Source organism: Hydrogenophaga sp. PML113 (assembly GCF_001777155.1).
GTDB classification, from domain to species: domain Bacteria; phylum Pseudomonadota; class Gammaproteobacteria; order Burkholderiales; family Burkholderiaceae_C; genus Hydrogenophaga; species Hydrogenophaga borbori.
Map to the genome: position 1 here is coordinate 1 of NZ_MIYM01000003.1, position 13672 is coordinate 13672.

Annotated in this window: 13 protein-coding genes; 2 read left to right on the top strand and 11 right to left on the bottom strand. The window is 72.0% G+C overall.

Features of this window, described 5'->3' with window-relative positions:
• Positions 1 to 1651 (top strand): hypothetical protein (locus tag BHU06_RS22770; RefSeq protein WP_070398270.1); only part of this gene is annotated, 1651 nt, incomplete at its 5' end.
• A gap of 54 nt (positions 1652 to 1705) precedes the next feature.
• Here the strand turns inward: BHU06_RS22770 and BHU06_RS06040 are convergent.
• From BHU06_RS06040 to lexA, 3 genes are all read right to left on the bottom strand, one after another.
• Positions 1706 to 2713 carry a D-2-hydroxyacid dehydrogenase family protein gene (locus tag BHU06_RS06040; RefSeq protein WP_070398271.1) on the bottom strand — a complete coding sequence of 336 codons (1008 nt, stop codon included), beginning with the start codon at positions 2711 to 2713 and terminating at the stop codon, positions 1706 to 1708.
• A gap of 48 nt (positions 2714 to 2761) precedes the next feature.
• Positions 2762 to 3061 (bottom strand): hypothetical protein, encoded by a 300-nt coding sequence (locus BHU06_RS06045; protein ID WP_070398272.1) that lies wholly within the window; start codon positions 3059 to 3061, stop codon positions 2762 to 2764.
• A 133-nt stretch (positions 3062 to 3194) separates the two neighbouring features.
• The gene (gene lexA, locus BHU06_RS06050; RefSeq protein ID WP_070398273.1) at positions 3195 to 3878 is read right to left on the bottom strand and encodes a transcriptional repressor LexA; all 684 of its coding nucleotides are present in this window, start codon (positions 3876 to 3878) and stop codon (positions 3195 to 3197) included.
• 91 nt (positions 3879 to 3969) lie between these two features.
• Between lexA and BHU06_RS06055 the strand changes: the two genes are divergently transcribed.
• On the top strand, positions 3970 to 4926 hold the full coding sequence (locus tag BHU06_RS06055; protein WP_254668126.1) for an asparaginase: 957 nt from the start codon (positions 3970 to 3972) through the stop codon (positions 4924 to 4926).
• A gap of 147 nt (positions 4927 to 5073) precedes the next feature.
• Here the strand turns inward: BHU06_RS06055 and BHU06_RS06060 are convergent, their stop codons facing one another.
• The 8 genes from BHU06_RS06060 to BHU06_RS06095 all read right to left on the bottom strand — a co-directional run bounded on the left by BHU06_RS06060 (position 5074) and on the right by BHU06_RS06095 (position 13324).
• On the bottom strand, positions 5074 to 6333 hold the full coding sequence (locus BHU06_RS06060) for an NRAMP family divalent metal transporter (RefSeq protein WP_070398274.1): 1260 nt from the start codon (positions 6331 to 6333) through the stop codon (positions 5074 to 5076).
• A gap of 194 nt (positions 6334 to 6527) precedes the next feature.
• Positions 6528 to 9257 carry an autotransporter outer membrane beta-barrel domain-containing protein gene (locus BHU06_RS06065; protein WP_070398275.1) on the bottom strand — a complete coding sequence of 910 codons (2730 nt, stop codon included), beginning with the start codon at positions 9255 to 9257 and terminating at the stop codon, positions 6528 to 6530.
• Positions 9258 to 9396: 139 nt separating this feature from the next.
• On the bottom strand, positions 9397 to 10053 hold the full coding sequence (gene adk / locus BHU06_RS06070) for an adenylate kinase (RefSeq protein WP_070398276.1): 657 nt from the start codon (positions 10051 to 10053) through the stop codon (positions 9397 to 9399).
• A 141-nt stretch (positions 10054 to 10194) separates the two neighbouring features.
• The gene (kdsB, locus tag BHU06_RS06075) at positions 10195 to 10959 is read right to left on the bottom strand and encodes a 3-deoxy-manno-octulosonate cytidylyltransferase (protein ID WP_070398277.1); all 765 of its coding nucleotides are present in this window, start codon (positions 10957 to 10959) and stop codon (positions 10195 to 10197) included.
• Positions 10956 to 11165 carry a Trm112 family protein gene (locus BHU06_RS06080; protein WP_070398278.1) on the bottom strand — a complete coding sequence of 70 codons (210 nt, stop codon included), beginning with the start codon at positions 11163 to 11165 and terminating at the stop codon, positions 10956 to 10958. Before BHU06_RS06080 ends, kdsB begins: the two co-directional genes overlap by 4 nt.
• 29 nt (positions 11166 to 11194) lie before the next feature.
• Complete coding sequence (lpxK, locus tag BHU06_RS06085) at positions 11195 to 12235, bottom strand: tetraacyldisaccharide 4'-kinase (RefSeq protein WP_070398279.1); 1041 nt, start codon at positions 12233 to 12235, stop codon at positions 11195 to 11197.
• A 7-nt stretch (positions 12236 to 12242) separates the two neighbouring features.
• Positions 12243 to 12686 carry a biopolymer transporter ExbD gene (locus BHU06_RS06090; protein WP_070398280.1) on the bottom strand — a complete coding sequence of 148 codons (444 nt, stop codon included), beginning with the start codon at positions 12684 to 12686 and terminating at the stop codon, positions 12243 to 12245.
• The gene (locus BHU06_RS06095; protein WP_070398281.1) at positions 12683 to 13324 is read right to left on the bottom strand and encodes a MotA/TolQ/ExbB proton channel family protein; all 642 of its coding nucleotides are present in this window, start codon (positions 13322 to 13324) and stop codon (positions 12683 to 12685) included. Before BHU06_RS06095 ends, BHU06_RS06090 begins: the two co-directional genes overlap by 4 nt.
• Positions 13325 to 13672 lie beyond the last annotated feature (348 nt).

The following is a 13672-nucleotide window of genomic DNA, read 5'->3' on the forward strand; positions in this document are numbered from 1 at the left end:
GGCGCCCGCGCGGGCCGCCACGCCCGAGCGGGCCCCCGCGCCCGTGGTGCGGGAGCGCCCGCGCGCCCCGATCAAGCCGTCCAAGGTGCCCGTGGCGCCGCGCCCGAAGCCGGCGGCGGCGCCCGCGCCGGCCGCTTCCGCCGCGGCGGCGCCAGCCCCCACGCCCGCACCCAGCGCCAAGGACGGCGCCGCCAAGGCGCCGGCCGGTGCGCCGCGCCTGCGGCTCGACCCGCCCGACCTGAGCGCGGGAACCTCACCCAACGCCGCGCCCGAGGCGGCGGCCGCGGCGCCCGCCGAACCCAGCCCGCTGGAAGCCGCGCTGGCGGCGGCCAACGAGGAGTCGCGCCGCAACGCCGAGCGCCTGGCCGCGCTGGAGGCGGACATGGCCCGCTTCCGCGAGTCGCAGCAGCGCGACCAGGCGCGCGTGGCCGAACTGAGCGCGCAACTCGCGCAGGCCCAGGAGCAGCGCTACGCCAACTGGCTCGTCTTCCTGCTCGGTGGTTTGCTGCTGGTGTCCCTGGCGGCGCTGGTCGCCCTGGTGCGCCGCCAGCGGCAGGACACCCCCATCGCCTCCGACGCGTCGCGCGCCTGGTGGACCGACGGTCCGGACGAGGGGGGCGAGGCCCAGCCGCGCGCCTCGCGCCATGCGCCGTTGCAGCCCAGCGCACCGGTGCCCCTGGATGCGGTGGACGTTGACCTGGACGTGGATTCGACGCCCGCGCCCCTGCAGGCGGCGCCGCGCCGCACACCGGGCTTTGGCGCCACGGTGCCGCCCCAGGACCGGCGCGATTTCGCGCCCAGCGCGATGAACGTCTCGCGCTCCGTGGCCGCCGAGGAACTGTTCGACGTGCAGCAGCAGGCCGACTTCTTCGTCTCGCTCGGCGAGGACGACCAGGCCATCGCCGTGCTGCGCAACCACCTGGCCGAGAGCCACGAGCCCAGCCCGCTGGCCTACCTCGACCTGTTCCGCCTGTACCACCGCCTGGGCCGCCGCGACGAATACGGGGCGCTGCGCGAAGAGTTCAACCGCGTATTCAACGCCGGCGCGCCGCCCTTCGACCGTTACGCCGACAAAGGCCGCGGCCTGGACGCCTACGAGTCGGCCTTTGGGCGCATCCAGGCCCTGTGGCCGCAGCCGCGCGTGCTGGATCTCATCGAGCGCAGCCTGTTCCGCGACGCGGAGGAAGGCGACACGGAGGTGTTCGACCTGGAGGCCTACCGCGAACTGCTGATGCTGCACGCGATCGCCAAGGACATCGTTCAGCGCGAATCGCAGACGCTGCCGCCGCAGGAGTTCCGCAACACCTCCATGCAGCCGCTGAAGGCGGTGTCGCGCAACGCGCCGCTCACGGTCACGGGCGACGACCCGCAGCGCCGCACCGTGCCGATGGACCTGCACGTGATCCCGCCCGCCTCGGCCCGCCAGGGGCTGGACGTGAACCTGGAAGACATGGAGGCCGAGTCGCAGTTCGAGGCCTCGCTGCCCGAGGTGGACGTGCCGGTGGAACCCACTGCGGGGCGCGGTGGTGCGCTGCGCAGCGGCGAGAGCAGCCTGATCGACTTCGAGATCGTGGACAACGATCCCCGCCTCAACGAGTCGCGCGCCCCGCGCGACGAGGGCGACGGCGAGAGTGGAGGGCGTCGCTCCTGAGCGGGGGCATTCCCTCTCCAAGCCAGCCGGGTCACTTGACCCGGCTTTTTTTTATCAGCGGCGCACCTGCAGCGCCCCGGGGTTGACGATGTTCGTCGGCGTGCCCCGGATGAAATTCACCACGTTGTCGAAAGCGGCGCTGAAGTACATCTCGTAGCTGTCCTGCTCCACGTAGCCGATGTGCGGGGTGCAGATGCAGTTCTCCAGCCGCAGCAGCGCGTGGCCCTGCAGGATGGGCTCCGACTCGAACACGTCCACGGCCGCCATGCCGGGGCGGCCCCGGTTGAGCGCGGTGATCAAGGCGTCGGGTTCGATGAGTTCCGCGCGCGAGGTGTTCACCAGCAGCGAGGTGGGTTTCATGCGCAGCAGGTCGTCGAGCTTGACGCAGCCCAGGCTGCGTTCGCCCAGCCGCAGGTGCAGGCTGAGCACGTCGCAGCATTCGAAGAAGCCTTCCTTGGACGTGGCCACGTCGTAGCCGTCGCTCACGGCGCGGGCACGGGCCTCCTCGGAGCCCCACACCACCACGCGCATGCCGAAGGCGCGGCCGTAGCCGGCCACCAGTTGGCCGATGCGGCCGTAGCTCCACACGCCCAGGGTTTTGTCGCGCAACACCATGCCCACGCCGAAGTTGGGCGGCATGGCGGAGGACTTGAGCCCCGACTGCTGCCAGGCGCCGTGCTTGAGGTTGGCGACGTACTGCGGGATGCGGCGCATGGCCGCGAGCACCAGCGCCCAGGTGAGTTCGGCCGTGGAGACGGGCGAGCCGACGCCCTCGGCCACCGCGATGCCGCGCTCGGTGCAGGCGCCGACGTCGACGTGGCTGCCCACACGCCCCGTCTGGGCGATGAGCTTGAGGCGGGGCAGCTTGTCGACGAGCTGACGGGTGATGGGCGTGCGTTCGCGGATCAGCACGAGCACGTCGGCGTCGCGCAGGCGGATGGACAGCTGGCCGACACCCTTGACGGTGTTGGTGAAGACCTTGGCGGGGTAGGGCTCGAGCTTCTCGGCGCAATGCAGCTTGCGCACGGCGTCCTGGTAGTCGTCGAGGATCACGATGTTCATGCCGCCTATTGTGCCCGGCCCCCTCGTGGCGGCCGGGCAGCGGCGCGCTCAGGCCACCCGGCGTTGCAGCGTGGCGGGCGCGGCGCCGTCGAGCGCCGCGAGGCGGTCCAGCTCGCGGCAGACCTCGTCGATGCGGCCCGCGAGCGCGACGCGGCCGTCGTGGGCGTGCGAGGTATTGGCCGCCGAGCGGCCCAGCCAGCCCGCGCGCGCGAAGCGGCGCACGGCGGGGGTGGTGGGCGGCGTGGCCTTGGGGGTATCGCGCGCGTGCGGCTCGGGCAACCAGCAGTCGATCAGTTGCAGGGGCTTGCGCCAGCTGTTCGATGCAAAGGAGTGGAAGAACAGTCCCATGTGAAACACCTCGTCAAGGGGTTGAACACAGGCAGGATTGATCTGGAATGCCGTCGCTGCGGGGTTGCGTGAGCGGCCGGTGGCCGATTCAGGCAACGCCCGCCACCCGCAGTGGCGGCGCCGACCCCTGGGGTCAGTTCTGGAAGTTGTTGCGGATCAGGCCCACGGCCAGGCCCTCGATTTCGAAGGGCTCACCGGGCTCGACCACGATGGTGGGGTAGTCGGGGTTTTCGGCGTGCAGTTCGATGTGGTCGCGCAGGCGCATGTAGCGCTTGACGGTGACGTCGTCGCCCAGGCGGGCCACCACGATCTGGCCGTTGCGCGCCTCGCGCGTGGAGGCCACGGCGAGCAGGTCGCCGTCCAGGATGCCGGCGTCGCGCATGGACATGCCGCGCACGCGCAGCAGGTAGTCGGGGGTGCGCTGGAACAGGCTGGGCTCGACGCTGTAGGTCTGGTCGACGTGCTCCTGCGCGAGGATGGGCGAGCCCGCCGCGACGCGGCCGATGAGGGGCAGCACCAGCTGCGCCAGACCGGGCAGCGGCAGGGAGAGCTGGCTGTCGCGGGCCGCATGGATACTCTGCAGGTCGGCCCGGCGCAAGCGGATGCCGCGTGAGGTGCCGCTGACCAGTTCGATGACGCCCTTGCGCGCCAGGGCCTGCAGATGCTCTTCGGCCGCGTTGGCCGACTTGAAGCCCAGTTCGGCCGCGATTTCGGCGCGCGTGGGCGGTGCCCCGGTGCGCGCGATGGCGGTCTGGATCAGCGCCAGGATCTGCTGTTGGCGGGCGGTGAGCTTGGGAGCGGCTTGGGTGTCGAGCATGGAACCTCGCATCAAGGGCTGGTGGGCCGGAGTTGGATACTGTTTGGGTATCCAGTATCTGTATTTTTAACCAGTTATTGGGAGAAGGCAAGTGGGTGAAGGCACAAAGGCCACGCGGATCGTCGTGCTGGGCATGGGCGGGACCATCGCCGGCCGGGCCGAGCGTGCGGGCGACAACGTGGGCTACGACGCGGGGGCGGTGCCGGTCGAGGACCTCGCGGCCGGCCTGCCCGCGCTGCGCGGGCGGGACCTGGCCTTCGAGCAGGTGGCGCAGATCAACAGCAAGGACATGCGCCTGGCCGATCTGCAGCGGCTGGTGGAGCGCGCGGGCCGGCACCTGGCCGACCCCGCCGTGCAAGGGCTGGTGGTCACGCACGGCACCGACACCATCGAGGAGACCGCCTACCTGCTGCAGACGCTGCTGGCGCCGGCCAAGCCCCTGGTGCTGACCTGCGCCATGCGCCCGGCCACGGCGGTGTCGCCCGACGGCCCGCAGAACCTCAGCGATGCCGTGGCCGTGGCCACCGAACCGGGCGCACGCGGCGTGCTGGTGGTGTGCGCGGGGCGCGTGCACGGCCCCCTTGAAGTGGCCAAGCAGCACCCATACCGCACCGACCCTTTCGATTCCGGCGACGCCGGCGTGATTGCGCTGGTGGAGGAGGGGCGTGTGCGGCGCTTTCGCGATTGGCCCGCGGCGGCGCGCCACGCGGCGCGGCTGCAGGCCTTCCTGCGCGCGCCGGCCATGCCGCGCGTGGCCTGGCTGAGCAGCCACGCCGACGCGGCGGCCTGGCCGGTGCGCGCGCTGCTGGCCGCGCCGCCCGAGGCGCGGGTACAGGGCATCGTGGTGTCGGGCACGGGCAATGCGTCGCTGCACGCCGAACTCGAGGCCGCGCTGCGCGAGGCCGAGGCGGCCGGCGTGCGCGTGGCCATCGCCAACCGCAACGGCGCGCCACCAGTGCCGTACCCCCAGCAGCCCTTCGCCGACATCGACGGCCTGTCGCCGCCCAAGGCGCGCTGGGCGCTGGCGCTCGAGCTGCTGGACGCCTGAGGCTGGACGCCTTCGCCGCGCTGGGCGCCCATCCCTGGACCTACCCCATGCTGGAGTGGGCGCATATCGCGGGGTGTCGCCGGGCTGCTGGGCAAGCGGTTGCAGGAGGTGCGTGTGGGGGGCAGGGCGCGGCGCGGCCGGCGCGGCTCACAGCGTGGCCAGCATGGCGCCCACGGTCAGCGCCATGGCGACCGTGGCGATCCAGCCGAGCACGCGCAGGCGCGGGCCGATGACGTGCGGGCCCATCGTCGAGGGTCGTGCGGCCAATAGCATCATCACGACCATGATGGGCACGGCGATCACGCCGTTGATCACCGCCGACCAGAACAGCTCCCGCACGGGGTCCATCGGCGTGAAGCACAGCAGCACGCCGCCCACCGTGGCGGTGGCGATCACGCCGTAGAAGCCGCGGCCTTCTCCCTTGTCCAGGCGCGCGCTCAGGCTGCCCGACCAGCCCGCCGCCTCGGCCACGGCGTAGCCGGCGGAGCCCGCGAGCACCGGCACCGCCAGCAGGCCGGTGCCGATGATCCCCAGGCTGAACAGCATGAAGGTGAATGGCCCGGCCACGGGACGCAAGGCCTCGGCCGCCTGGGCCGAGGTCTGGATGTTGGTGACGCCCGCGGCATGCAGCGTGGCCGCCGTGCTCAGGATGATGAAGAAGGCGATCAGGTTGGAGAACGCCATGCCGATGCTGGTGTCGATCTTGATGCGCCGCAGGTGGCGGCGCACGTCCTGTCGGGTCTGGGGCGGCTTGCCGTTGGCGTCTTCCATTTCCTGCGCCGCCTGCCAGAAGAAGAGGTAGGGGCTGATGGTGGTGCCGAACACCGCGACCACCATCAGGAGCACGTCGTGGCCAAGGGCGAGTGGCGGCCGCACGATCTGCCGGGCCACGGTCCACCAGTCCAGCTGCACCGTGAACACCACGGCCACGTAGGACAGCAGCGCCAGCGTCAGCCACTTCAGCCAGCGCACGTAGGTCTGGTAGGGCAGGAAGACCTGGAGCACCAGGCAGAGCAGGCCGAAGGTCACCGCGTAGACGTGGGCCGATCCGCCCACCAGCAGGCGCAGCGCCTCCGCCATGGCCGCGATGTCCGCGGCCAGGTTGAGCGTGTTGGCCAGCAGCAGCAGGCCGACCACGGCCAGCAGCACCCAGCGCGGGAAACCCGCCCGGATGTTGGCGGCCAGGCCCCGCCGGGTGACGTGTCCGATGCGCGCGCTGACGATCTGGATCGCGATCATGAGCGGCAGGGTGAAGACCACCGTCCACAGCATGGAGAAGCCGAACTGCGCGCCGGCTTGGGAGTAGGTGGCGATGCCACTGGGATCGTCGTCGGCGGCACCGGTGATCAGGCCGGGCCCGAGCTTGCGCAGACCGCGCCGAAGGCCGAATGGACGGATCGCTTTCATGGGGCTCCCGGCCCGTTGGGCCCCGAGGCGGCCGGGGCGAGGCGCGGATCGTGGCCCGGCGGACCGCCGCGCGTCAATGGCCCTAGGCCGTTTGCCCGCGGAAAAAGGTGCTGGGCGAACACGCTATGCCCATGGTGCAAGGGGCCGCCTGCAGGCCGGCGGATTGCCGGTCCGGTCGATCGGGTCGTTCGGGGTTACCAGTTCACCCGCAGTCCCAGGCTGCCGTTGAGCCCACCGCGGTGCCGCGCCTCGCCGCCCAGGGACCAGGCGCTGCCCACTTCCCCATAGAGGCTGATGCCGGTGGACAAGGCCAGCGTCGCGCCAGCGGCCAGTTCGGCGCTGGCGCCGCCCGTGCCCGTGGCCACGTCCGCGGAGCCGGCCGGTCCGATGAAGCGCGCCACGTCCCTGCCTGGGCTGCTCCGGTACAGATTCACACGGCCGTAGGGTCGCAGCACGCCCGCGGCGGTCGACACCTCGCCCTTGACCCGCAGCCCCAGCCGGGCCGCCCAGCTGCCATGGGGCTTGTGCTGCACGTCGGCGCCGGCGATGCGTACGTCGTCGAGCCCGATGCGCTGGTGCACCAGCTGCAGCTGCGGCTCCAGTTCCCAGCCCGCCGCGAGTGGGTAGCCCCGCCCGACCTCCACCGAGGCCAGCAGGCTGTCGCCCTTGCCCTGGCTGGCCGGCGCCGTCAGCGGCGACACGCTGTAGCGGTGGCGGGCGCCCTGCAGCACCGTGTCCAGGTAGAAGCCGTTGGCACGGTGGTAGGTCGCATAGACGCCCAGGTACTGACTGCGCAGTTCGTTGCTGCCCAGCGCCTGTTCCGCGATGCCGCCGGCCAGGCCCCGCAGCCTCATGTCGCCGTCGAGCTGACCCACGTACAGGCCCGCGCGCCAGCCCGGCCGGGCCCACAGGTCGATGCCGGCCTGCAGACCGTGGAGCCGGCCCTGGCTGCGCGGGTTCACGTCGCCGCGCTGGCTCACGCTGCGTGCGGCGCTGATGATCCGCGCCCAGGTCTGCCGTTCGGCGGCGGCGCCATCGCCGACGCGCAGGTGCAGGTTGCCCACCATCGCGGCGTTGCCCAGGCGCAGCTGCTCGGGCAGCGCCGCGAACAGGGGCACCTCCACGCGGTAGGCGGGCGTGACGGCCCCCGCGACCGCGCTGGATCGCAGAAACCAGCTCTCGCCGGCGCCGTTGGCGTCGGCCGCGTACAGGCGGTACTCGTAGGCGCCGGCGTCGACGTGCTCGCCGGCCAGGCGGAACGCGTCCCTGGTGGTCTGGGCGGTGGTGGTGGCGCCGTTGAGCGCGCTGATGACTTCGATGCCGTCGCCCGTGGTCAGCGCGCCCAGGCCGCCCAGGTTGGTGATGTGCAAGGTGGTGGTGCCGCTGGCGCTGGCGCCGGCGCCATCGAGCACCAGCCGGTCGCTGAGGCTGCCGCTGTGGCCCAGCGCGGTGCCCATCCTCAGCACGCCGTTCTGGCCGACATAGGCGCCGTTGACGGTCAGGCGGCTGCCGGGGGCGGCGCCCAGCAGCGAGACCGTGCCCGCGTTGTCCAGGCTGGCCACCGCCTGGTCCAGACCCGCCGTGTCGAGCGTGGCGCCGGCCGCCACCGTGTGCGCGGAGCTGGCGCTGAAGGCGCCGGCCGCGCTGGCACGCAAGGTGCCGGCCGCCACGTGGGTGGCGCCCGCGTAGGTGCTCAGGCCGCCCAGCGTCAGCGTGCCCAGGCCCAGCTTGTTGAAGTCCGCCGCGCCGGTGAAGGCCGTGCCGATGCCGATGGCGTGGTTGTTCGTGTCGATCCACACGCCCTCGGCGCCACCCGACAGCGTGGTGAAGCCCTGCAGAAAATCGGCCTCGTTCAGGGTCGCGCGCAGGATGCCGCCGTTGAGGTTGAGCGTGGCGGAGCCACTGCCCCGGATCACCACGTTCGTTTCGAGCACGCCGCGCCCGCTCGCGTCGCCGAGCAGGTTCAGCGTGCCGCTGGAGCCGGCCTGGACGGCGATGCGGGTGTGCGGCGACTGCACCGTGCCGCTGTCCTCGATGGTCAATTCGCCGATGCCCTCGTAGCCCACGTTCAACTGCGCCGAAAAGCCCAGACTGGACGCGCGGGCGCTGACGGCGTCGCGACCCGTGACCGTGGCCAGGCCGTTGCCGCCCGCTTCGTAGCCGATGTAGAGGGTGTGGCCGCTGACCGCTCCGCCCGCGTCAACCGTGAGATCACCCGGGTCCGAAAAGCCCACGTAGAGGTTGTCGACGAGGCTCCAGGTCGAGACCCGGCCGTTGCCGTCGCTGCCGGAGACGGTGACCGTGCCGCTGGAGGCGCCCGGGCCCACGCCGGTGGTGCCGCCGATGGCGCCCTGGACGCTGCGCACCAGGCCCCCGTTCTCGATGAGCAGCGAGCCGGCGCCGGCATTGCCGACGGTGAGCGTGCTGGCGTTGATCCAGGTCGAGGCGTTGCCATGGGCATCCACGCCCGAGACCGTGGCCGAGGCCGTGCCGCCGCCGAAAGCGATGTTGCCGTGCGCGTTGCTGACCAGACCGCCGTTCAGGATGGAGAGCGACGCCGTGCCGCCCGCCCCGACGGCCAGATCGCCCGGCATGGTCCAGCTCGATGCGTTGCCGCCGCCGTCGCTGCCCGTGACGATCACCGTGCCCGTGCCCCCGGTGTAGCCCAGCGCGCCGCTCCCGCTGCTGGCCGTGCCGCCGTCCTCGATGGTCAAGCTGCCGATGCCGGTGTCGCCGACGTAGATCTCGCCGGCTTCGACCCAGTGTGGCGACGGGACCGGCAAGGGCCCCGGGTTCACGTCGCCCACGCCGGTGACGGACTGCGCGATCGCCGCGCGGGTGCCCAGCGTTGCCCACACCAGGGCCATGGCCGCCAGGGAGAGGCGCGAGCGCCGGTGGGGAATGAACGCGTCGTGATGGCCCATTCAGTTGTCATCGGCCGATGCCGGCGCGACTTGATGGCCGCCACGCCCGTGCCCCGGCCGTCGCCGATCGCGCGGCTGCGGCGCCCAAGAAAAATGCCCCGCGGGTGCGGGGCATTTTGACGGGGGCAGGCGGGGACGCTCAGGAACCGAGCGCCTGCAGCGCGCGCGCGGTGATCTCATCCACGCTGCCCAGGCCGCTGATGGCTCGGTACTTGGGCGCGGCCGCCGGTTCGGCCTTGGCCCACTGGCTGTAGTAGTCCACCAGCGGACGCGTCTGCGCGCTGTAGACCTCCAGGCGCTTCTTGACGGTGTCTTCCTTGTCGTCGTCGCGCTGGATCAGCGGCTCGCCGGTCACGTCGTCCTTGCCGTCCACCTTGGGCGGGTTGAACTTGACGTGGTAGGTGCGGCCCGACGCGGGGTGCGAGCGGCGCCCGCTCATGCGCTCGATGATGGCGTCGAAGGGCACGTCGATCTCGAGCACGTAGTCGAGCTTGACGCCCGCCGCCTTCATGGCATCGGCCTGCGGAATCGTGCGCGGAAAACCGTCGAAGAGAAAGCCGTTGGCGCAGTCGGGCTGGGCGATGCGCTCCTTGACGAGATTGATGATGAGGTCGTCGCTCACCAGGGCGCCCGCTTCCATCACGGCCTTGGCCTGCAGGCCCAGTGGCGTGCCGGCCTTGACGGCGGCGCGCAGCATGTCGCCGGTGGAGATTTGCGGAATGCGGTACTTCTCGCAGATGAACGCGGCCTGCGTCCCTTTGCCCGCCCCCGGTGGGCCCAACAGAATCAATCTCATCGCTTTCCTTTTGTCAGAGTTTCAACGGCGTCGCCGCTGCCCCCTCGCGCGGCGGCCCCAGGGCGTGCCGCCGGGGAACCGACGGAGGATAGCACGCGCCCCTTGACAAGCGCCTTGCGGCGCACCAGGCCGGTGCGGGGCTCAGGCCGCGCCGATCAGGGCGCGCACGCGGGCCAGGTCTTGCGGGGTGTCGACGCCGGGACCCGGCGCGTGCGCCGTGAGGTGCACCGCGATGCGCTCGCCGTGCCACAGCGCGCGCAGCTGCTCGAGCGACTCCAGCCGCTCCGTGGGCGCCACGGGCAGGGTGGGGAAGCGCCGCAGGAAAGCGGCCCGGTAGGCGTAGATGCCGACGTGGCGCAGCGGCGCGGGCGAAGGCAGCTCGTCGCCGGCCATGCCGTCGCGCCACCAGGGAATGGGCGCGCGGCTGAAGTACTGGGCGGTGCCGCGCGCGTCGGTCACCACCTTCACCACGTTGGGGTCCAGCCAATCGGCGCGCCGCTCGATGGCGTGCGCGGCCGTGCTCATGGCGCAGTCGGTGCGCGCCTGCAATTCGGCGGCCACGGCATCGATCAGCGCGGGCTCGATCAGGGGTTCGTCGCCCTGCACGTTGACCACCACCTCGTCGTCGCCCAGGCCCAGCGCCACGCAGGCCTCGGCGAGGCGGTCGCTGCCGCTCGGGTGGTCGGCGCGCGTGGCCAGCGCGGCGACGCCGTGCTGCGCGCAGGCGGCCAGGATGCGCGGGTCGTCGGCCGCCACCACGCAGCGCGTGGCGCCGCTCAGGGCCGCGCGGCGCGCCACGCGCACCACCATGGGCAGCCCGCCGATGTCGGCGAGGGGTTTGTCCGGCAGGCGGCTGGACGCCAGGCGCGCCGGGATGAGCACGGTGAAGCCCTGGGCCACGCTCAGTCCTGCGGGGTGGCGGGCTTGGGCGGGCGGGCGGCCTCTTCTTCGCTCAGGGGCCGCGCCTCGTGCTCCAGCAGGATGGGGATCCCGTCGCGGATCGGGTAGGCCAGCCGGGCGCTGCGCGAGAGCAGTTCCTGGCGCTCGCGGTCGAGCAGGAGCGGGCCCTTTGTGACCGGGCAGACCAGCAGTTCGAGGAGTTTGGAATCCATCCGGCGATGATAGGCGCGCCGGGGGGCGCTCAGGTCGGCGGCGGGCCGAGCCGCTTGTCTACGGCCGCGAAGAAGGCCGGGTCGATGTCGAGCACCAGTGGCACGGCCCAGAGGTCGGGGCGTGCGCTGGCGGACAGCTTCACCAGGTCTTTCTCGGTGCACAGCACCGGGCCCGGCGCGCCGTGCAGGGCCTGCGCGAGGCTGGCGGCGCCGGCGTGGTCCGCCAGCGCGAGGGTGGCGGCCAGCCGCAGGCCGCGCGCGCGCAGCATGTCGAAGAAGGCCTCGGGCCGCGCGATCCCGGCCACGGCGGTGAGCGCCTGGCCCCGCAGGGACTCCAGCGCCAGCGTGTCGCCGCGGGCGTTCACGGCGCGCGGCGCGAGCGAGCGCCGCGCGCCAAAGGCCGGCAGGCCGCCGGGCAGGGGCGCAGGGGGCGGGCCACCGTCGCGCGCCTGCTGCAGCACCACCTGCGGCGCGCGCGGGGCATCGGTGGACGGCCAAGGCTCGCGCAGCAGGCCGGCGGGCAGCAGCCAGCCGTTGCCCAGTCCGCGGTCGTCGAACACCGCCACGCGCAGGTCGCTGCCCAGGGCCCAGTGCTGCAGGCCGTCGTCGCAGACGATCAGATTGACCTCGGGGTGGGCGCGCAGCAGGGCCTGCGCCGCCTCGGCGCGCGCGCGGGCCACCCACACCGGCGCGCCGGTCGCGCGGCGGATCAGCAAGGGTTCGTCGCCGCTGAGCGCGGGGTCGGCGTCGGCGGGCACGGCCTGGGCCGCTGCGCCCGCGCGGCCGTGCCCGCGCGAGACCACGCCCGGTCGCCAGCCACGCCGCTGCAGGTGCCCGACCAGGGCGATCGTGGTGGGGGTCTTGCCGGCGCCGCCGACGACCACGTTGCCGACCACGAGCACCGGTACGGCCAGGCGCGTGGGCTGGCGGCGCCCCGACCGGTAGGCCAATCGGCGCCAAGCCAGCAGCGCGCCATAGAGCCAGGCCAGCGGCAGCAGCGCGCGCGCGGCCAGGCCTCGGCGCAGGCTCAGCGCGCGCCAGCAGGCCTCGAGGCGGGCCCGGACCGTCATGGGCTTGTCAGGGGCGCTTGCGCACCGGCGCGGCGCTGCCGCTCTGCTGAGTGGCGAAGGTGATCTGCACCAGGCCCGCGCGGCGGGCGGCGTCCATCACGTTGATCACCGACTGGTGGGCGGCGGCGGCGTCGGCGCTGATCACCACCACGGTGTCGCGCCCGTCTTCCACGCTGGACTGCAGGGCGCTGGCGATGAGCTCCACGCTGGTGCCTTCGAGCACCGTGCGGTTGACCGCGTAGCGGCCGTCGGCGCCCACGGTCACCAACACCTCCTTGGGGTTCTGCTTGGGGGCTTCGGCGTCGGCCACGGGCAGGTTCACCTTGAGCTCGGTGAACTTGCTGTAGGTCGTCGTGAGCACCAGGAAGATGACGACGACCAGCAGGATGTCGATGAACGGGATCAGGTTGATCTCGGGTTCGTCGCGGTGACCGCGTGGGCGAAAGTTCATGGCTTGCGCACGCTGAGCAGGTGGCGGGCGAAACGCTCGGTGGACACTTCCATCGCCAGGAGGTACTCGTCCACGCGGGCGCGGAAGTAGCGCCAGAAGATCAGTGCCGGGATCGCGATGATCAGGCCGAAGGCGGTGTTGTACAGCGCGATGGAGATGCCGTGCGCGAGCTGCGCCGGGTTGCCGCCGCCGGCCGAGAGGCCCATGCCGTCGCCGGCCTGCGAGCCGAAGATCTCGATCATGCCGATGACCGTGCCCAGCAGCCCCAGCAGCGGCGCGGCCGAGGCGATGGTGGCCAGCGCGCCCAGGTAGCGCTGCAGTTTCGCGGCGGCATGGCGGCCCGCGCCTTCCAGGTTGGCGCGCAGGTCCTCGGCCGTGGCCTTGGGGTTGGCGTTGAAGGTGCGAAAGCCCGTGGCCAGCACCGCGCCGAGCACGGAGTTCTGTTCGAGCTGGGTCACCACGTCGGGGCCGGGGATGCCGTTGCGCGAGACCATGATGGCTTCATCGAGCAGCTTGGGGGGCACGATGCGGCTGGCCTTGAGGCTGACGAAGCGCTCGATGACGAGGGCCAGACCGAGCACGGAACACACGATCAGGGGCCAGATCGGCCATCCGGCCGCTTGTATGATGGACAACAACTCAGGGCTCCGGTCTAGGGCGCGCTGGCGGCGCCGGGCAACAGCGCCGGATTATGGCCCAGCCCTTCGCGCGCTTTCCCTCCTTCGAACGATGCGCGCGCCCTCCGCCGTGACGGCCGGATACTCCCCCTGAAGTCCACACCGCCTGTGGACATCTTTGTGAAGAACCCGGCGGACAAGCCCCACAACCCCAGCGTTTGCGCGCTTTTCGACAGATTGATGAAAATTTGGGCAGTACAAAGTGCTTTGGAATCAAGGCACTGCGCGCAAGGCCTTGTGCTGTCGGGCTTTGGCGACATCAACCCCAGTATCGGTGCGGCTTGTGGACACGTTTGACCCTTTCGAGCC